General features: G+C 65.8%; 17 protein-coding genes. 8 read left to right on the forward strand and 9 right to left on the reverse strand.

What is annotated here, in order from left to right:
* Positions 1-90 precede the first annotated feature (90 nt).
* From AMD14_RS17570 to AMD14_RS17610, 9 genes are all read right to left on the reverse strand, one after another.
* On the reverse strand, positions 91-1,380 hold the full coding sequence (locus AMD14_RS17570; RefSeq protein WP_003486167.1) for a citrate synthase: 1,290 nt from the start codon (positions 1,378-1,380) through the stop codon (positions 91-93).
* Between the two features lie 227 nt (positions 1,381-1,607).
* Positions 1,608-1,850 (reverse strand): type B 50S ribosomal protein L31, encoded by a 243-nt coding sequence (locus AMD14_RS17575; RefSeq protein ID WP_005911911.1) that lies wholly within the window; start codon positions 1,848-1,850, stop codon positions 1,608-1,610.
* Between the two features lie 71 nt (positions 1,851-1,921).
* The gene (locus AMD14_RS17580; RefSeq protein WP_011052244.1) at positions 1,922-2,860 is read right to left on the reverse strand and encodes a nucleoside hydrolase; all 939 of its coding nucleotides are present in this window, start codon (positions 2,858-2,860) and stop codon (positions 1,922-1,924) included.
* A 129-nt stretch (positions 2,861-2,989) separates the two neighbouring features.
* Positions 2,990-5,143 (reverse strand): ATP-dependent DNA helicase RecG, encoded by a 2,154-nt coding sequence (gene recG, locus AMD14_RS17585; RefSeq protein WP_003486161.1) that lies wholly within the window; start codon positions 5,141-5,143, stop codon positions 2,990-2,992.
* Positions 5,144-5,163: 20 nt separating this feature from the next.
* Positions 5,164-5,544, reverse strand: coding sequence for a RidA family protein (locus tag AMD14_RS17590; RefSeq protein WP_003486159.1), 381 nt, complete (start codon positions 5,542-5,544; stop codon positions 5,164-5,166).
* 79 nt (positions 5,545-5,623) lie between these two features.
* Complete coding sequence (locus AMD14_RS17595; RefSeq protein WP_011052245.1) at positions 5,624-7,795, reverse strand: RelA/SpoT family protein; 2,172 nt, start codon at positions 7,793-7,795, stop codon at positions 5,624-5,626.
* A gap of 128 nt (positions 7,796-7,923) precedes the next feature.
* Positions 7,924-8,223, reverse strand: coding sequence for a DNA-directed RNA polymerase subunit omega (gene rpoZ, locus AMD14_RS17600; protein WP_002812428.1), 300 nt, complete (start codon positions 8,221-8,223; stop codon positions 7,924-7,926).
* A 260-nt stretch (positions 8,224-8,483) separates the two neighbouring features.
* Positions 8,484-9,095, reverse strand: a complete 612-nt coding sequence (gene gmk, locus AMD14_RS17605; RefSeq protein WP_005911919.1) for a guanylate kinase — start codon at positions 9,093-9,095, stop codon at positions 8,484-8,486.
* 115 nt (positions 9,096-9,210) lie between these two features.
* Entirely contained in the window at positions 9,211-10,071 is an 861-nt protein-coding gene (locus AMD14_RS17610) for a YicC/YloC family endoribonuclease (protein ID WP_003486147.1), read from the reverse strand.
* Between the two features lie 109 nt (positions 10,072-10,180).
* Here AMD14_RS17610 and rph point away from each other — a divergent pair, with 109 nt between their 5' ends.
* The 8 genes from rph to AMD14_RS17650 all read left to right on the forward strand — a co-directional run bounded on the left by rph (position 10,181) and on the right by AMD14_RS17650 (position 18,205).
* The gene (gene rph / locus AMD14_RS17615) at positions 10,181-10,906 is read left to right on the forward strand and encodes a ribonuclease PH (protein ID WP_005926909.1); all 726 of its coding nucleotides are present in this window, start codon (positions 10,181-10,183) and stop codon (positions 10,904-10,906) included.
* Positions 10,903-11,295, forward strand: coding sequence for a VOC family protein (locus tag AMD14_RS17620; protein ID WP_011052246.1), 393 nt, complete (start codon positions 10,903-10,905; stop codon positions 11,293-11,295). The genes rph and AMD14_RS17620 overlap by 4 nt, the downstream gene beginning before the upstream one ends.
* Positions 11,292-11,891, forward strand: a complete 600-nt coding sequence (gene rdgB, locus AMD14_RS17625; RefSeq protein WP_003486138.1) for an RdgB/HAM1 family non-canonical purine NTP pyrophosphatase — start codon at positions 11,292-11,294, stop codon at positions 11,889-11,891. The genes AMD14_RS17620 and rdgB overlap by 4 nt, the downstream gene beginning before the upstream one ends.
* 15 nt (positions 11,892-11,906) lie before the next feature.
* Positions 11,907-13,064 (forward strand): radical SAM family heme chaperone HemW, encoded by a 1,158-nt coding sequence (gene hemW, locus AMD14_RS17630; RefSeq protein ID WP_011052248.1) that lies wholly within the window; start codon positions 11,907-11,909, stop codon positions 13,062-13,064.
* A gap of 306 nt (positions 13,065-13,370) precedes the next feature.
* Positions 13,371-15,794, forward strand: coding sequence for a DUF1631 domain-containing protein (locus tag AMD14_RS17635; protein ID WP_011052249.1), 2,424 nt, complete (start codon positions 13,371-13,373; stop codon positions 15,792-15,794).
* Positions 15,791-16,138, forward strand: coding sequence for a PilZ domain-containing protein (locus AMD14_RS17640; RefSeq protein ID WP_011052250.1), 348 nt, complete (start codon positions 15,791-15,793; stop codon positions 16,136-16,138). The genes AMD14_RS17635 and AMD14_RS17640 overlap by 4 nt, the downstream gene beginning before the upstream one ends.
* Positions 16,139-16,344: 206 nt before the next feature.
* Positions 16,345-17,670 (forward strand): Xaa-Pro dipeptidase, encoded by a 1,326-nt coding sequence (gene pepQ / locus AMD14_RS17645; RefSeq protein ID WP_003486129.1) that lies wholly within the window; start codon positions 16,345-16,347, stop codon positions 17,668-17,670.
* Between the two features lie 136 nt (positions 17,671-17,806).
* Positions 17,807-18,205, forward strand: a complete 399-nt coding sequence (locus AMD14_RS17650; RefSeq protein ID WP_011052251.1) for an XVIPCD domain-containing protein — start codon at positions 17,807-17,809, stop codon at positions 18,203-18,205.
* Positions 18,206-18,233: the final 28 nt, after the last annotated feature.

An 18,233-nucleotide genomic window follows, 5' to 3' on the forward strand; every position in this document is an offset into this window, starting at 1 on the left:
CCCGCTTTGTTGGAAGATCGACTGCCACGCAACCGTCCAAATGCAAACGCCCCGCAATGCGGGGCGTTCTTTTAGGTACGCGTGGACCGATCAGCGCTTGGCGCTGTCGGTGTAATCGCGCTTGTCGTAGCCGGTGTAGATCTGGCGCGGACGGCCGATCTTCATTTCCGGGTCGACCTGCTGTTCCAGCCAATGCGACACCCAGCCTGCGGTGCGTGCGATGGCGAACATCACGGTGAACATTTCCACCGGGATATTGAGCGCCTTGTAGATGATGCCCGAGTAGAAGTCGACGTTCGGGTACAGCTTGCGCTGCACGAAGTAGTCGTCCTTCAGCGCGGCCTCTTCCAGCTTCAGCGCCACTTCCAGCAGCGGGTCGTTGACGCCCAGCTCGCCCAGCACCTTGTGGGTCATCTCACGGATGATCTTGGCGCGCGGGTCGAAGTTCTTGTAGACGCGGTGACCGAAGCCCATCAGACGGAACGAGGAATTCTTGTCCTTGGCCTTGGCCACGGCGGATTCGACGTTGTCGGCGGTGCCGATCTCTTCCAACATCTTCAGCACGGCTTCGTTGGCGCCACCATGTGCCGGGCCCCACAGCGCGGTGATGCCCGCTGCGACCGAGGCGTACGGGTTGGCACCGGTCGAACCGACCAGACGCACGGTCGAGGTCGAGGCGTTCTGCTCGTGGTCGGCGTGCAGGATGAACAGCAGATCCAGGGCCTTGGCAACGACCGGATTGATCTCCAGCGGCTCGCTCGGCACTTCGAACATCATGTGCAGGAAGCGATCGACGTAGTTCAGGTTGTTGCGCGGGTAGCGGATCGGCCAGCCGATCGAATAACGGTACGCGGCAGCCGCCAGGGTCGGCACCTTGGCGATCAGACGGATGGCGGCCTGACGACGCTGCTCCGGATCGTTGAGGTCCAGGGTGTCATGGTAGAACGCAGACAGCGAGGCGACCGAGCCGGCCAGCATGGCCATCGGGTGTGCGTCATGACGGAAACCACCGAGGAAGTTCTTCAGCGACTCGTGCATCATGGTGTGATGCGTCACTTCGTGGTCGAACTTCTTGAATTCGTCCGCCGTCGGCAGTTCGCCGTTCATCAGCAGGTACGAGACCTCGAGGAAGCTGGACTTTTCGGCCAGCTGTTCGATCGGGTAGCCGCGATACAGCAACACGCCATTGTCGCCATCGATGTAGGTGATGGCCGACTTGCAGCTGGCGGTGGCGGTGAAGCCCGAATCGTAGGTGAACAGACCGGTTTCTTTGGTCAGCTTGGAGATATCGACGCAATCATTGCCAAGCGTGGGCTTGAGAACCGGCAGAACGACCGACTTGTCGCCGGCGTTGAGCGTGACCTGATCAAGATCGGACACTGTGTACGCTCCTTCAGTGGAAGGCGCCTGATCCCACATGGGCAGGCACGTGATGGAAGTCCAAGGCATCGCCTCGGATCAGGCCATTATCGCACAGCAGCATTTTGGCCGTCGCTTGGACAGAAGTCGTAGACGCGTCGCGCCAGGCATAGGCGAAGCGTTCAGTGCCGTAAAAAGCAACGGCCGCGCAATGCGCGGCCGCTGCCGGTACAGCCCGTCCTGCAAGTTCAGCGCGCGTAGCGCTTCTGGAACTTGTCGATACGGCCGCCGGTGTCGATCACCTTGTGCTTGCCGGTATAGAACGGGTGCGAGGACGAGGAAATTTCCACCTTGATTAGCGGATATTCCTGGCCGTCTTCCCACTTCACGGTCTCTTTCGAGGTCATGGTGGAACGGGTCAGAATCTTGAAATCGGACGTCACGTCGTGAAAGACGACGTCTTTGTAGTTGGGATGAACGTTATCTTTCATGGACTTGGCGCCGGGCTGCCTGGATAAGCCGAGCATTATAGCTGCGCCCAGGCAGCCGGTGCAAGATCGCCTCAGTTCGCCGCCAGGGCCGCCCCTACCAGCCGGTAGAACTGCTGGATGTCATAGGCCAGCAGCAGATTGGCATTGTCGGGCGCCCCGCCCTGCCGGTTCCAGTCCACCAGGGTCATGCCACGGGTATGCGCACCGGACAGTTCGATGTGTACCGGGCGCTGCTCCAGCCGCTGCGCGCCTTCCGGGTGCAAGGCGAAAGCCATCGCCAGCGCGTCGGCGGCATACCAGTACTCGCCGCGGCTGTCTTCGGACCACAGCCGGGTCTTGCGCGAGATATCCTCGTAGAACCGGGCGCGGGCAGAATCGGCCGCCAGCCAGTGCTCCACGTCCCGGTGCAGTAGCCCGTGCGCAATGGTGGCTTCCCAATCGGCCACGTCGAACTGCGGAAAACCTCGGAACACGATATGCGCCGCTTCCGGGTCGAACCCGATGTTGAACTCGGCCGCGGCGGTGATATTGCCGTGCCCGGTCAACGCCCCGCCCATCACCACCAGCCGCGCCACGCGTTGCGGGAGGGTCGGGTCCAGAGTGAGTGCCAGGGCAAGATTGGTCAGTGGACCGAGCGCCACCAGCAGCAGCTTGCCGGCGTGTTCGTGCGACAGACGCAGGATGGCGAGCGCGGCGTGTTCGGCCTCGGCGGTGCGCTTGGCCGGTGCCAGGCCCACATCGCCGAATCCGTCGAGACCGTGCACGTGTGCCGCATCCACCGACGGGTGCAGCAATGGCTGCGGGCAGCCGGCGTAGACCGGCACATCGGGACGGCCAGCGATCTCGCAGACCTTCAAGGCGTTGCGCACGGTGTGCTCCAAGCCCACGTTGCCGGCGGCGATGGTCAGGCCGACGACCTCATGGCGGTTGTCGTTGAAGGCCATCAGCAGCGCCAAGGCGTCGTCCACGCCGGGGTCCGTGTCGATCAGCAGCGGTATCTTTTTTGTCATGGGATTCGGGAACGGGCATTCGGGATTCGTTGCCGCATCTTCGCAAGGATCGGCCGGTCACGCGAACGCCCAGGTTGCACAGGGGCAGCAGCCTTTGCTTTTAAGATTCCCCAATCCGATTCCCGCCGCTCACGCGGCCGCGTAACGCACCGCGCCGCCGATCCAGCGTTCGACCACGCGGTCGGCAATGTCTGGCGCTTCGTCCAGCAGCCGCTCGGCCAGTAACTGCACGCGCGGCAACAGCCCTGCATCGCGCGCCAGATCGGCGATGCGGAAACTGGCCAGACCGGTTTGCCGGGTGCCCAGCAATTCGCCCGGGCCACGCAATTGGAGATCCTTCTCCGCGATCACGAAACCGTCGTTGGTCTGGCGCATGGTCTCCAGACGCTGACGCGCCATCATCGACAACGGCGCCTGGTACAGCAACACGCAACTGGAAGCGGCCGCACCGCGACCGACCCGGCCGCGCAACTGGTGCAACTGGGCCAGGCCAAGCCGCTCGGCATTTTCGATGATCATCAACGATGCATTGGGCACGTCCACGCCGACTTCGATCACGGTGGTGGCCACCAACAGGTCGCTACGGCCTTGCTTGAAATCCAGCATGGCCTTCTGCTTCTCGGCCGGCTTCATGCGGCCGTGCACCAGCGCCACCCGCACGCCCGGCAACTGCGCCGACAAGGTCTCGAAGGTGACTTCGGCCGCCTGCGCTTCGATGCGTGGCGGGCCGCCTTGCTGGCCTTGCGCGCCTTTCCCGGGCTCTTCGCTTTCTTCGATCAGCGTGCACACCCAATACGCCTGCCGCCCTTCGGCACAGGCGGCGCGGATACGTTCGACCAACTCGGGCCGGCGCTCCGCGCTCAGCACGATCGTCTGCACCGGCGTGCGGCCAGGCGGCAATTCGTCGATGGCCGAAACATCCAGATCTGCGTAAGCAGACATCGCCAATGTGCGCGGGATGGGCGTGGCGGTCATCACCAGTTGATGCGGCACGCTGCCCGCCGCCGCCCCCTTGTCGCGCAGCGCAAGGCGCTGATGCACGCCGAAGCGGTGTTGCTCGTCGATGATGGCCAACGCCAGATCGTGGAAGACCACTGCTTCCTGCATCAACGCATGCGTGCCGACCACGACCTGCGCCTGACCGGAGGCGACCTCGGCCATCGCTGCAGCGCGCGCCTTGCCGGTGACCTTGCCAGCCAGCCAGACGATGCGGATGCCCAAGGGTTCCAACCAGCCACGCAGATTGGTGAGGTGCTGCTCGGCCAGCAATTCGGTGGGCGCGGCAAGTGCGACCTGTTTGCCCTGCTCCACCGCCAACATTGCCGCCAGTGCGGCCACCACGGTCTTGCCGCTGCCGACATCGCCCTGTACCAGCCGAAGCATCGGCGAGGGCTGCGCAAGGTCATGCGCAATCTGCTCGAACACCCGTTGTTGCGCACCGGTCAGCTGGAACGGCAGCGCCTTGCGCAATTGCTGCACCAATGTGCCGTTGCCGGGCAGGCTGGGCGCGTGCAGACGTTGCAATGCGATGCGTTGCCGGCGCAGGCTGAGTTGGTGTGCCAGCAATTCCTCGATCGCCAGGCGCTGCTGGGCCGGGTGGCCTCCGGCGAGCAGTTGCTGTGGATCAGTACCGACCGGCGGGCGATGCATGGTGAGCAACGCCGCGCGCAATGAGGGCAGTCGCTCGTCCTGCAGCCAATGCGGTGGCAACAATTCCAGCGCACTTTCGGGCGGCAGACGCTCCAGCGCCTGACCGATGAGCTTGCGCAACGTCGCCGGGCCAACGCCTTCGAGCACCGGATACACCGGATCCAGACTGTCGCCCAACCCGGCATCTTCGTCCGGCGCGAGCACGCGGTAACTGGGGTGCACGATCTCCCAGCCGTGCTGGCCGGGCTTGGGTGTGCCGAACACCCGCACACGTGTGCCGACGGCGAACTGCGCCACCTGTGCGGCGCGGAAATGAAAGAAGCGCAGCACCAGCGTGCCATACGACGCGTCGGACACTGCCACGCGCAGCACCGGCCGGAAACGGAAGCCACGTTCCACCGCGTCCACACGCCCTTCGATCTGGGCCGGCACGCCACCTTGCAGCTGCGCGATGGTGGTCAAGCGCGTGCGGTCTTCGTAACGCAGCGGCAGATGCAGCCACAGGTCCTGCACGCTCAGGATGCCGCGCGCAGCGAACCTGTCGGCCACTTTCGGGCCGACACCGGGCAGGCTGGACAGCCGAGCCTGGCCGGCGACGGCCAGGCTCGGTGTGACGACGCGCGTGCGCGACACGGCCGATCAGCGGTGCAGGATCACTCGATCACCATCACTGCATCGACCTCGAAGCCGGCACCCTTGGGCAGGCCGGAGACTTCTATGGTCGAACGCGCCGGGAACGGCGCCTGGAAATACTCCTGCATCACCGCGTTGACGGCAGCGAACTGCCCCAGGTCGGTGATATACAGGCCCAGGCGCACGATCTTGTCGAGCGAGCCGCCGGCCGCTTCGGCCACTGCCTTGAGGTTGTCGAACGCACGCCGCGCCTGCGCACCGATGTCGCCTGGCACGATCTCGCCGGTGGCGGGATCCAACGGGATCTGGCCGGAGAAATACACGGTGTTGCCGGCACGCACGGCCTGCGAATACGGGCCGATGGCGGCAGGCGCCTGGTCGGTATGGATGATCTGGGACATGGCAACTCCACTGCAAAGGGTTGCCGCAGTTTAGGCCTTTGTGCGGATTTGCTCGACTGTTGCGCGAGCGCGCCAGGCGCTACTGGCGCCCGACGCTCTGCACCACGTGCAGGCGCCGCAGCCGGCGCATCACTTCAGCCAGGTGGCGGCGGTCGCGCACCTGGATGTTGAAGCGCAGCACGGCTGCGTTGAAGTCGCGGTCCAGGTAGTCCACGCGCTCGATATTGGACTGACTCTGCGCGATGGCTGCCGCCAACTGCGCCAGCACGCCGGTGCGGTTTTCCACTTCGACCACCAGCGCGGTGTCGTAATCGCCGGTCACGTTGGAGTCCCAGTCGATCGGCACCCAACGCTCGGGCGATTTGCGCAGTTCCGCCAGGTTCGGGCAGTCCAGGCGGTGCACCACGATGCCCTTGCCGGCGGTGTGGTAGCCCATGATCTCATCGCCGGGAATCGGCTGGCAGCAATTGGCGAAACTGATCACGCCGCGCTCGCTGCCGTCGATCAGGATCTTTTCGTGCGAATGCTTGGACAGGCCGCCGCCACGCAATTCCGCGTAAGCCATCAGCGCCTGCGCGGCCTGATTGGGCATCCAGTTGCCAAGCGCCACATCGGCCAGCAGCGCTTCCAGACGCGGGTAGCGGTGCTCGCTGAGGAAGGCGTCCAGGCGCCCCTTGGGCAGCCGCTCCAGCGAGGAGTCCATCGCTTCCAGCGCGCGGTCCAGCATGCGGTGGCCCAACTGCACGGCATCTTCGTGCTCGAGTTGCTTGAGCTGGTGACGAATCGCCGTGCGCGCCTTGCTGCTGACCACGAATTCCAGCCACTGCGGTTTGGGCGTGGCCGAGCGTGCGGTGATGATCTCCACCGCCTGACCGCTGACCAGCTTGGTGCGCAACGGCACCAGCTTCTTGTCCACGCGCGAGGCCACGGCGCGATTGCCCACGTCGGTATGCACCGCGTAGGCAAAATCCAGTGCGGTGGAATTGCGCGGCAACGCCAGGATCTTGCCCTTGGGCGTGAACAGATAGACCTCGTCCGGAAACAGGTCGACCTTGACGTTGTCCAGGAATTCCAGCGACGAGCCGGCGGCGCGCTGCGAATCGATCAGTTCCACGATCCAGTCGTGCGCGCGACTCTGCGCGCTGTTGGGCGAAGCCGAGCCGACCTTGTATGTCCAGTGCGCCGCCACGCCACGTTCGGCGATCAGGTCCATCTCTTCGGTGCGGATCTGTACTTCGATCGGCGAGCCGTACGGTCCGAACAACACGGTGTGCAGCGACTGGTAGCCATTGGCCTTAGGGATTGCGATGAAATCGCGGAAGCGCCCATCCAGCGGCTTGAAGCTGGCATGCACTGCGCCCAGCGCGTGATAGCAATCGGCCACCGAACGCACTACCAGCCGGAAACCGAACACGTCCATCACCTGGTCGAAGGATTTGTTCTCTTCGTGCATCTTGGAATAGATGCTCCACGGCGTCTTGATGCGGCTGACCAGCCGATGCTCCAGCCCTTCCTTGGCCAGCCGCTGCGACAGCTGCACTTCCACCTGCGCCATCGATTCGCGCCGCACCACCGGCTGGCTGCGGATGTGCTTTTCGATGATGGCGTGGCGCCAGGGATACAACGCGCGAAAGCCCAGATTCTGCAATTCGGACTTGATCAGGCTCATGCCCAAGCGCTGCGCGATGGGTGCGTAGATCTCCAGCGTCTCGCGTGCGATGCGGCCGCGCGCCTCGGTGCTCTGCGCGCCGAGCGTGCGCATGTTGTGCAGGCGGTCGGCCAGCTTGATCATGATCACGCGCAGATCGCGCGACATCGCCAGCAGCATCTTGCGGAAACTTTCCGCCGCCGCTTCCTGACGGTCGCGGAACTTGAGCTTGTCCAGCTTGGTGACGCCATCGACCAGCTCGGCCACTGCTTCGCCGAACTCGGACGCCAGTTCTTCGCGCGTCAGCGGCGTATCTTCAATGGTGTCGTGCAGGATCGCGGCGATCAGCGATTCCATGTCCAGGCCCAGCTCGGCCAGCACGCCAGCCACCGCCACCGGGTGGGTGATGTACGGCTCGCCCGACTTGCGGGTCTGCCCGGCATGCGCGGTGGCACCCACTTCCCAGGCACGCCGCAGGATCGGCAGCTGCTCCTTGGGCAGGTAGCTGGCCGCGCGTTCGAGATGCAGGACGTAGTCGGGGATGGCCTGGTCGGAAGACGGAGACGTCACGACGGTCGCCTGGGCAGTGGGGCCTGGGTTCATGCCGGAAGACTATGCCAGCCGTGCAGTCTCGGCAAACATTTGCACACGCAGGCGTATTGCCGGGACCGAAAACGAAAACAGCCCGCGTCGAGGCGGGCTGTTCTGATCGATCGCAGCGATGCCGGAAATCAATCGTCGTTCTTGGACATGTCTTCGTCGGCGACCACTTCGGCGGCGGCCCATTCCAGCGCTTCGCGTTCGGCACGCTCGCGTTCGGCCTTCTCGACTTCATCGATCAGCGCGTTGTCGATCCGGCGTGCGGCGATCTCGCGCAGTGCCATCACGGTGGGCTTGTCGCTGGCGTCGGCATTCTCGATCAGCGGCTGCACGCCGTTGGCGAGCTGACGGGCGCGCTTGGAGGCCATCATGACCAGCTCAAAACGGTTGTTCACGACTTCCAGGCAATCTTCTACGGTAATGCGGGCCATGCGGGCTCCCGGCGACCAGCGACGGCCGCGCATCGAATGAGGGAAAGGGGGCGGAGTGTACGCTCCGGCCGGCGTCGCAGCAACCGCCACCCATTCAGTTTCCTTTGGAATCAGCAGTTTGAGCCGTTTGGAGCCACGAGGAAACCGTCCTGAGCCGTCGCTGTGCGGCGGGCGCGTTCTGAACGCAGTGCAAGCGCATAGATGTCGCCTCGCGCGGCGGCTGCGCCCGTCGGTGATCAGCGCAGCCTTGCCAGCGGCGCTTAATCCAGCAGCGCCCGGATCAATCCGGCGTGCCGCTGCTGTTGCGCCTGCCGACGCAGCCGGCTGGCGGTGAAGATCGCGCACATCTCCGAAACCGCCGTATCGAAGGTCTCGTTGATGATCACGTAATCGAACTCTTCGAAATGCAGCATCTCTTCGCGGGCGGCGGCCAGGCGTTGCGCCATGACGACCTCGCTGTCCTGCCCGCGCTTGCGCATGCGCTCGTCCAGCGCCTGGCGCGAGGGCGGCAGGATGAAGACGCTGACCGCATCGGGCACCTTCTGGCGCACCTGGCGTGCGCCCTGCCAGTCGATTTCCAGCAAGACGTCGTGGCCGGCGGCCAGCTGCGGCTCCACCGACTGCCGCGCAGTGCCCTTCCAGTCGCCATGCACCAGCGCGTATTCGAAGAAATCGCCCGCTTCGATCATGCCCTGGAACTCGTCGGCGGAGACGAAATGGTAGTGCTCGGCATGGCGTTCGCCCGGCCGCGGCGCGCGCGAGGTGAACGAGATCGACAGGGCGATCTTCGGGTCGCGTGCCAGGGTGGCGTTGACGATGCTGCTCTTGCCGGCGCCCGAGGGGGCCGCAACGATATAGAGAGTGCCGCGCATTTTTAGGGAATAGAGAGTCGGGAATAGGGAATGTGGCACCGCGCCAAGCAAGCAGGCCGAGGGGATGCATCGTACCCGCTTTGACGATTCCCCATTCCCGATTGCCTATTCCCGGCTATTCGATGTTCTGCACCTGCTCGCGGATCTGGTCGATCAACACCTTCAGATCCACGGCGGCATTGGAGGTGCGGCTGTCCACCGACTTGGAGCCCAACGTATTGGCCTCGCGGTTGAACTCCTGCAGCAGGAAGTCCAGGCGGCGACCGACCGGCTCGCGCTGCTTGAGCACCCGGCGGATTTCGGCGATGTGGCTGGACAGGCGGTCCAGCTCCTCGTCCACATCGAGCTTCTGCAGCCACAGCACCAATTCCTGCTCGGCACGGCCCGGGTCGACCGGATGCGGCAGGTCGGCCAGGCGGGCGGCCAGCTTGGCGCGCTGACCTTCGCGAATCACCGGAATCAGGATGCGCACCTCCGCTGCGATGCGTTCGATGGCATCCACCCGTTCGCTGATCGCCTCGGCCAGCTTGGCGCCTTCGCGCTCGCGCGCGATCACGAAGCTGCCCACCACTTCCTCCAGCAACGCCACCGCCTGCGCCTGCAACGCGGGGGCGTCCACGTCCTGCACCTGCAGCACGCCGGGCAGCTGCAGCAGGTCGGTGAAGCCGACCTGCAATTTGGGGAACACGCCATCCAGCCGCGTGGCCAGCGCACCCAGTTGCTGTAGCAGCGATTCGTTGACCGCCAGCGTCTGCGCATTGTCGGGCGCGCGCAGGCGCAGGGTCAGATCCAGCTTGCCACGGCTGTTTTTTGCCGCCACGCGCTCGCGCAGCAGCGGTTCCAGCGCACGCAATTCCTCGGGCAGACGCACACCCACTTCCAGAAAGCGGTGGTTGACCGAGCGCAGCTCGCAACCGAGCGTGCCCCAGGGTGTGATGCGTTCGCTGCCAGCAAACGCAGTCATGCTTCGGATCATCGTCAATCCCGTGCCGTCAAAGCGCGAATGGTACCCTAGCCGCCCTCGCCGGCTGCCTGCACGCTGCGCAGTGGCGCCAGACCCACCTCCCGACTTCCGGACTCATCGCATGACCTTTTCCCGTCCCAGCGGCCGCACGGCCGACCAGCTGCGCCCGGTGCGCATCGAACGCTCCTTCACCCGCCATGCCGAAGGCTCGGTGCTGGTCAGCTTCGGCGACACCCGCGTGCTGTGCACCGCCAGCGTGGAAAACCGCGTGCCGGGTTTCCTGCGCGGCAAGGGCGAAGGCTGGGTCACCGCCGAATACGGCATGTTGCCGCGCTCCACCCACACCCGTTCCGACCGCGAGGCCGCGCGCGGCAAGCAGGGCGGCCGCACGCTGGAAATCCAGCGTCTGATCGGCCGCGCGCTGCGCGCCTGCGTGGACCGCAATGCACTTGGCGAGCGCACCATCACCCTGGACTGCGACGTGCTGCAGGCCGATGGCGGCACCCGCACCGCGGCCATCACCGGCGCGTACGTGGCGCTGGCCGATGCGGTGAACCTGCTGATCAAGCGCGGCGACATCAAGAAGCACCCGCTGATCGGCGCGGTGGCTGCGGTGTCGGTCGGCATCTATCGTGGTGAGCCGGTGCTGGATCTGGATTACCCGGAAGACAGCGACTGCGATACCGACATGAATGTGGTGATGAACGACGGCGGCGGCTTCATCGAACTGCAGGGCACGGCCGAAGGCCACGCCTTCCGTCGCGACGAACTCAACGCGCTGCTCGCCCTGGCCGAAAAAGGCATGGGCGAGTTGTTCGCACTGCAACGCGCTGCGCTGGCCGGATGAGCCGTCGTATCGCCCTGACCACCTTGCTGGTTGCCGATTACGATGCGGCCATTGCCTGGTACACCGGCGCGCTGGGTTTCGGCGTGCTGCAGGATCGCCCGCTCGATGACGGCAAGCGCTGGGTCGTGATCGGACCGGGCGGCGCAGACGATGCTGCCTTGCTGCTGGCGCAGCCGGCCAATGCCGCGCAACGCTCGCGCATCGGCGACCAGACCGGTGGACGGGTGGATCATTTCCTCTACACCGATAACTTCTGGCGCGACCACGCGGCCATGCAGGCGTTCGGCGTGGAATTTCTGGAAACCCCGCGCGAAGAGCCGTACGGCACGGTCGTGGTCTTCCGCGATCTGTACGGCACCAAGTGGGATCTACTGGAGCCAAAGCAATGAAACAACTGGTCCTGGCCAGCGGCAACGCCGGCAAGCTGGAAGAACTGCGCGCCATGCTGGCCGGCCTGCCGCTGCGCGTCGTCGCGCAAGGCGAGCTCGGCGTGGAAGATGTTCCGGAAACCGGCCTGACCTTCGTCGAGAACGCCCTGATCAAGGCGCGCCATGCCAGCGCAGTGACCGGCTTGCCGGCGCTGGCCGATGATTCGGGGCTGATCGTGGATGCATTGGATGGCGCACCCGGTCTGTACAGCGCGCGCTATGCCGGCAGCCCGACCAACGCGTTGGCCAACAACGCCAAGTTGCTCGACGCGATGCGCGAGGTTCCGAGCGATCGCCGCAGCGCGCGGTTTTATGCGGTGATCGTGTTGCTGCGGCATCCGGAAGATCCGCAGCCGCTGATCGCCGAAGGCAGCTGGGAAGGGGTGATCACCACGCAACCGCGCGGCGATGGCGGCTTCGGCTACAACCCGGTGTTTCTGGATCCGGTGTATGGCCTGACCGCGGCGGAGATGGACACCGCGTTGAAGAACCGCCTGAGCCATCGTGCGGTCGCCCTGGCCACGCTGCAGCACAAGCTGCATGCGATGTCGCTGTAAGGCACGCCTCGCGCAATGCCCCAGCTGATTCCACCGCCGCTGTCGCTCTACGTGCACCTGCCCTGGTGCGTGCGCAAATGCCCGTACTGCGATTTCAACTCGCATGCGGCAAAGGGCGCATTGCCGTTCGAGGCGTACGTGGACGCGCTGATCCGCGACCTGGATGCGGACCTGCCGTTGGTCTGGGGCCGCGTGGTGCATTCGGTGTTCTTCGGCGGCGGCACGCCCAGCCTGTTTCCGCCGCAGGCGATCGACCGCTTTCTGCAGGCAGCAGCGGCGCGGCTGCGTTTTGCCCCGAATCTTGAGATCACCCTGGAAACCAATCCCGGTACCGCCGAGCATGGCCGTTTCGAGCATTACCGCGCTGCTGGCGTGAATCGCCTGAGCTTCGGTGTGCAGACCTTCGACGATGTGGCGCTGCAGCGACTCGGCCGTATTCACGACAGCGCCGAAGCCGAGCGCGCGATCAAACTGGCGCAGGACGCCGGCTACGATAATTTCAACATCGACCTGATGTACGCACTGCCCGAGCAGACGCTGATGCAGGCCGAGCACGATCTGGAGCGCGCCTTCGCGCTGCAGCCGGCGCACCTGTCGCATTACCAGCTCACGCTGGAGCCGAACACGGTGTTCTTCGCGCGGCCGCCCAAGGGCATTCCCGACGACGATGCCGCCTGGGATATCCAGGAACACTGCCAAGGCCTGCTGGCCGACGCCGGCTACGCCCAGTACGAAGTCAGCGCATATGCCAAGCCGGGGCGGCAGTGCGCGCACAACCTCAACTACTGGCGGTTCGGCGATTACCTGGGCATCGGCGCGGGCGCGCACGGCAAGATCAGCTCCGGTGCCGAAGCGCACGTGCTGCGGCGCTGGAAGCACAAGCATCCGCAGAGCTATCTGGCCAGCGCCGGCACTGCTGCATCCATCGGCGGCGATGAAATCGTACCGGGCGAACGGCTGCCGTTCGAATACATGCTCAATCTGCTGCGCCTGCATGAGGGCTTCCGGCTAAGCGATTTCGAGGCGTCGACTGGCCTTGCGGCCTGCGCCATCGAGGCGCCGCTGGCGCGCGCAGTGGCAAAGGGCTGGATGAGGCAGCAAGACGGGCGCGTGGTGCCGACCGAGCTGGGACGGCGTTTCACCAATGATGTGGTCGAGTTGTTCCTGGTCTAGGCGCAGCGAGCGACTGCGCTCACTGCCAGGTCGGCGTGGCCGGGCGCTTGGCATCGGCATGTACCGCCTGCGCACAGTGCGTCCAGTGCGCCATCCACGCCTGGCTGACGACCGTGCGCGACGTGCGAGCGGTCTGGGCGCCCCGGCATCGCCGGTGGATCGGCCGTACGGCCGGGGCGCATACCCGCATGACCGCCGGCTGAGACAGCGCGGGCAGGATGCGCCGGCGCGCGCCGGTGCCGCGCGGTCAGCGAAAAAACATGCTACATAGCTCACGCTTTGAACCGAGCCAGCCTCCCCCCCCGGATGTCCATGCACGTGTCTCCCATACAACCTGCAGTTAGCGGCCCGATTGCCGATGCGCCGGTGTCCGCGCGCGGCCGGCGATTGCTCGGCATGCTGCACGCGCAGTGCGTGCAGGCGCTGGGCGGACCGCTGCGGCTGACCGTGGTCGAGCTGGAACGCGAGCTATTGCATCAGGCCGAGCATGCGCGCAATAGCCAGATCCAGGCTGAAACCTACGCGCAGATGCGCGGCCTGCGCGATCACATCGATCGCTTCCCGCAGGCATTCCTGCAGGAATTGGCGCAAGCGCTGGCCAGCCTGCGTGAACGCCCGGTACTGACACCATCGACCGATACGTCTGCGCAAACACAGATGCTGACCCTGGTCGAAGACACCGATATCGACCGCGACATCGTGCTGAGCGACATCGCACGTCGCGAGACATCGCGGCGCGCCAATGCACTGCTCTTGCTGGCGCAGCGCCTGGCGGTGATCGGTACGGTACCCGAATTCGAACTGGAAGAATTGCCGCTTGGCCCGTACGCGCTATGCCGCATCGTGCGTCGGTGCGGGGAAACGCTGGGGCTGAGCCTGGATGGACAGCTGACCCTGTACAAGGTGTTCGAGCGCCAGGTGATGGACCGACTGGGCGACCTGTTCGAAAGTGCAAACAGCGCGCTGGCCCAGGAAGGCATCCTGCCGGGGCTGGTCTATCACCCGTATCTGGTCAAGCCCACGCAGGTGCAGACGCGGCGTGCGCCGCCGGCAGCGGCGCCTGGGTCGAAAGACGCTGCCGCAATGAACAAGCCCGGTGCGGGCCCGCGCATGCCGCGGCCGGCCACCGGCTGGGCAGGCCAAGCCGCACCGACGGCGTGGCAGAGCGCCTTGCTGGATCCCGCTGCCGCGCCACCAGCACTGGCAATCGCCCCACCCGCGCTGTCGCCGGCGCTCAGCGATGCAGTGCAGGCGCTGGGCGGCTTGATGGCATCGGCACGGCAATCGCAGGCAGCGGTGCACGCAAGCCACGCAGGCGCGGGGGCGCTCGCCCATCACGAGGTCACGGCGCCCTCTCCCACCTCGCTTGCCGCTGTCGCCCAGGCATCGCAGCACAGCGCCGCCGCTGCGGTACCCAAGGCGGCGCTTGGCGATGCCTTGGCCAGCCTGCAAGGTGCGCTGGCCACGCAGGCGGCAGCAACGCCACAGGCATCCGGCATCGATGCGGTGCAGCGGCAGGTGCTGGAGGTGCTGCGCCGCCAGCACGGCCCCGATGCCGCGCTATCGCCGCAGGACAACGACACCTTCGACCTGCTCGGCCTGCTCTATGCGCAAATGCAGCGCGAAGTGCGCGAGCAAGCTCCCGCCCAGGCGTTGCTGGCCAAGTTGCAGGTGCCGGTGGTGCGCGCGGCGCTAGCCGACGCGCACTTTTTCGTGCGCGACCAGCACCCGGTGCGCGAATTGCTCAACACCGTGGCCGAGTCCGGTGCCGTGTGGCTGGGCGAGGACGATGCCGACCCGCACCTGCTGCACAAGCTGGGCAGCGCGGTCGACAAGATCGTCAACGACTATCAAGGCGACGAGGCTGTTTTCGCCGCGGCCAATGACGATATTCAGGCGCATCTGCGCACCCTCGCGCGCAAGGCCGAGGTGGCCGAGCGACGGCATGTGGATGCTGCGCGCGGAAAGGAGCGGCTGGAATCTGCCAAGCAGCAGGCCGAATCGCGCATCGAGCAGCTGTGCGAACAAAGCGCGCCGCCGCGCTTCGTGCAATCGCTGCTGCGCCAGGCCTGGTCGGACGTGCTCACGCTGACCTTGCTGCGGCAGGGCGAGCAGTCGCCCGAATGGGACGAACGCCAGGCGCTGACCGCACGCATTGGCGAGGTCACCTGTCGCAGCAAGGGCCAGCCCATCGACATCGCGCTGGGCACCGAGGTGGAAACCGCGTTGCTGCAGGTGGGGTATCACCACGATGAAGCAGCGGCGATCGCACGGCGCTTGTCCACGCCCGGTGGCGAGGACGAGGTGACCTCGCGCACCGAGCTCGCCGCCAAACTCAAGGCACGCGCGCGGCTTGGCGACCAGGGCGACAGCGCTCCGCGCAAGCAGGCGGCCACGCCGCGCACGCCTGCCGAAGAGGAGTGCTACCTGCAGGTGCGCAGCTTGCCGTTCGGCACCTGGTTCGAATTCGTGGTCAACCAGCAAGGTGACCTGCGCCGGCAACGCCTGTCCTGGTACAGCCCGATGACCGGCAACGCGCTGTTCGTGAATCAGCGTGGGCAGAAGGTGGGCGAGCACTCGCTGGACAGCCTGGCACGGCTGATGGCCGGTGGGCAGGCACGTTTGGTGGTGGAAGAAAAATCGCGTCTGATCGATCGCGCCTGGCATGCCACCGTGCGCACGCTGCGCAGCCTGGCCGGCCAGTCGCCTGTCGCCGAGGCCCAGCCATGATCCAGGACACCCGCCGCGCACCGCGCCGCCAGCCGACCGACCTGCTGCCGGTCATCGACACGCTCAGCGAGGTGCAGATCGGCCGGGTCGGCAATGTGTCCGAAACCGGCATGCTGTTGTTGGCCTCGGTGCCCCTGCACGACGATGCCTTGTACCAGTTGCGCTTTTCGCTGCCCGAGCGGGTCGGCCGCGCGACCGAGATCGATGTCGGCGTGCATCTGCTGTGGTCCGAAGCCGCACACGCCCCCGGACAGGCCTGGGCGGGCTTCCGCTTCCTGACCATGTCCGAGCCGCACCGGCAGCGTCTGCGCGCCTGGATCGCCGAAGAACATCTGGCCGGGTAAGCGCGGCCGGCACACGGCTGCGCAATGGCCAAGCGGGCGCTGCCGATACGTGGCGCAGCAGGCACGATGCGCCCACCGTTGTGCCTTCGGGCCAGCCGCCGCCCTTTGACGATTGCACCTTGGTTGTCGGCCATGCAAGGACACAGCGCCATTGCAGGGATTGCGGCAAACTGCGCATCGCCTTTGCATTGCCGATCGAGCCCCGCATGCCCCAGCCCTCCCTGAGCAGCCTGTACTCCGACCACCTGCGCACCCTCACCGCGCGCGCCGACGAAGCGCTGCAACGCGGCGGTTTCGAGCATCTGGTGGTTCCCAGCGGCAGCACGCATTACCAGCTGTTCGACGACCGCGATTACCCCTACGCGGTGAACCCGCAGTTCAAGGCCTGGGTACCGCTGACACGGGTCCCCGACAGCTGGCTGGTCTACACGCCGGGCAAGCGCCCGACGGTGATCTTCTATCAGCCGTTCGACTACTGGCATGTGGTGCCCGACGCGCCCAGCGGCTGGTGGGTCGATCACTGCGACATCCACATCATCCGCACCCCGGACCAGGCGCTGGCGCTGCTGCCCAAACACGCTGAGCGCTGCGCGATTCTCGGCGAGCCACACAGCACGCTCGGTGCGTATGTGCCGAACAACCCGCAGCCGGTGCTCGATTACCTGGAATACCAGCGCGCGTTCAAGACGCCCTACGAGCTGGCATTGCTGCGCATCGCCCAGCAACTGGCGGTGCGCGGCCATCGCGCTGCGGAAGCAGCGTTCCGCGCCGGACAGAGCGAATTCGGCATCCACATGGCGTATTGCGCGGCAGTGGGCCAGGACGCCAATGACTTGCCGTACGGCAACATCATCGCGCTCAACGAACACGGCGCGGTGCTGCACTACACCGAACTGGGCCAGCAGCCGCCGCAACCGCTGCGTAGCTTCCTGATCGACGCCGGCGCTTCCGCATACGGCTACGCCAGCGACATCACCCGCACCTACGCGGCCGACCCCGACAGCGACTTTCAGGCGCTGATCGATGCAGTGGATGCCGCCCAGCTGCGCATGGGCCAGAACGTGCGCGCCGGCGTGGACTACAAGCAGCTGCACATCGACGCGCATCTGGCGTTGATGGGCATCCTCAAGGAGTTCGGCATCCTGACCGTCTCGCCGGAAGCGGCCTTGGCCACCGGCGTCAGCGCTGCGTTCTTCCCGCACGGCCTGGGCCATCTGATCGGCCTGCAAGTGCACGATGTGGCCGGTTTTGCCGCCAGCGACCGCGGCGGCCGCATCGAACGCCCGCCCGGCCACCCGTATTTGCGCCTGACCCGCGTGCTGGAGCCCGGCATGGTGGTCACGATCGAGCCTGGCGTGTACTTCATCGACATGCTGCTGGACGAAGTGAAGAAGAACGGCCACGCCGCCAGCGTCGACTGGCAGCGCGTGGAAGCGTTCAAGCCATACGGCGGCATTCGCATCGAAGATGAGGTGGTGTGCACCGACGGCAGCGCGGAAAATCTGACCCGCCCGGTCTTCGCCGCCGCATGAGCATCAGGCGCGCCTGACCACGCCACGGTTGGAGTCCCGGGCCGGCATGGCCAACGCCTGAAGGGGCTATCAGCCGCGCCATCCACCACCCGATCACGCCCCGCAACGTTCGGACACCACCACACGGAACACCGCCATGAACGACCCCCGCCAGAGCTCGCACCCGGACCACCCGATGTATCAACAGATCCAACGCGGCGTGCATGCGATCGATGCGGCGCACGGCCGCGCCCCCGACCAGACCAGCGCACGCCTCACCGCCGCCTTGTTGCCACTGGCCAAGGAAGGTGGGCTGTCGCGCGTGGATCATGTACTGATGAGCGAAGCGAACAATCGCGGCGTGCACGGCGGCGAGAACGTGTTCGTGGTGCAGGGCGATCCGGCCAACCCGGCGCATCTGCGCGCGCACATGAAAACCGAACAGGCGCTGGCCACGCCGGAAGAGCAATCGTTCGAGCGCGCGCGTCAACTCGGCGGGCCGAGCGAGCCAGTGCGACAGCCCGAACGCACGCAGGCGCCGCAGCTGGGCCAATAACTGCAGCCAACATAGGCCTGCGCAGCCG

The sequence above is a fragment of the Xanthomonas citri pv. citri genome, from assembly GCF_000961215.1.
GTDB lineage: Bacteria > Pseudomonadota > Gammaproteobacteria > Xanthomonadales > Xanthomonadaceae > Xanthomonas > Xanthomonas cissicola.

Bases quoted from the DNA above. Each gene is read 5' to 3' on its own strand.
- AMD14_RS17575 (WP_005911911.1), bottom strand. From the start codon at position 1,850: ATGAAAGATAACGTTCATCCCAACTACAAAGACGTCGTCTTTCACGAC.
- AMD14_RS17580 (WP_011052244.1), bottom strand. From the start codon at position 2,860: ATGACAAAAAAGATACCGCTGCTGATCGACACGGACCCCGGCGTGGAC.
- AMD14_RS17590 (WP_003486159.1), bottom strand. From the start codon at position 5,544: ATGTCCCAGATCATCCATACCGACCAGGCGCCTGCCGCCATCGGCCCG.
- AMD14_RS17595 (WP_011052245.1), bottom strand. From the start codon at position 7,795: ATGAACCCAGGCCCCACTGCCCAGGCGACCGTCGTGACGTCTCCGTCT.
- rpoZ (WP_002812428.1), bottom strand. From the start codon at position 8,223: ATGGCCCGCATTACCGTAGAAGATTGCCTGGAAGTCGTGAACAACCGT.
- gmk (WP_005911919.1), bottom strand. From the start codon at position 9,095: ATGCGCGGCACTCTCTATATCGTTGCGGCCCCCTCGGGCGCCGGCAAG.
- AMD14_RS17610 (WP_003486147.1), bottom strand. From the start codon at position 10,071: ATGATCCGAAGCATGACTGCGTTTGCTGGCAGCGAACGCATCACACCC.
- rph (WP_005926909.1), top strand. From the start codon at position 10,181: ATGACCTTTTCCCGTCCCAGCGGCCGCACGGCCGACCAGCTGCGCCCG.
- AMD14_RS17620 (WP_011052246.1), top strand. From the start codon at position 10,903: ATGAGCCGTCGTATCGCCCTGACCACCTTGCTGGTTGCCGATTACGAT.
- rdgB (WP_003486138.1), top strand. From the start codon at position 11,292: ATGAAACAACTGGTCCTGGCCAGCGGCAACGCCGGCAAGCTGGAAGAA.
- hemW (WP_011052248.1), top strand. From the start codon at position 11,907: ATGCCCCAGCTGATTCCACCGCCGCTGTCGCTCTACGTGCACCTGCCC.
- AMD14_RS17635 (WP_011052249.1), top strand. From the start codon at position 13,371: ATGTCCATGCACGTGTCTCCCATACAACCTGCAGTTAGCGGCCCGATT.
- AMD14_RS17640 (WP_011052250.1), top strand. From the start codon at position 15,791: ATGATCCAGGACACCCGCCGCGCACCGCGCCGCCAGCCGACCGACCTG.
- pepQ (WP_003486129.1), top strand. From the start codon at position 16,345: ATGCCCCAGCCCTCCCTGAGCAGCCTGTACTCCGACCACCTGCGCACC.
- AMD14_RS17650 (WP_011052251.1), top strand. From the start codon at position 17,807: ATGAACGACCCCCGCCAGAGCTCGCACCCGGACCACCCGATGTATCAA.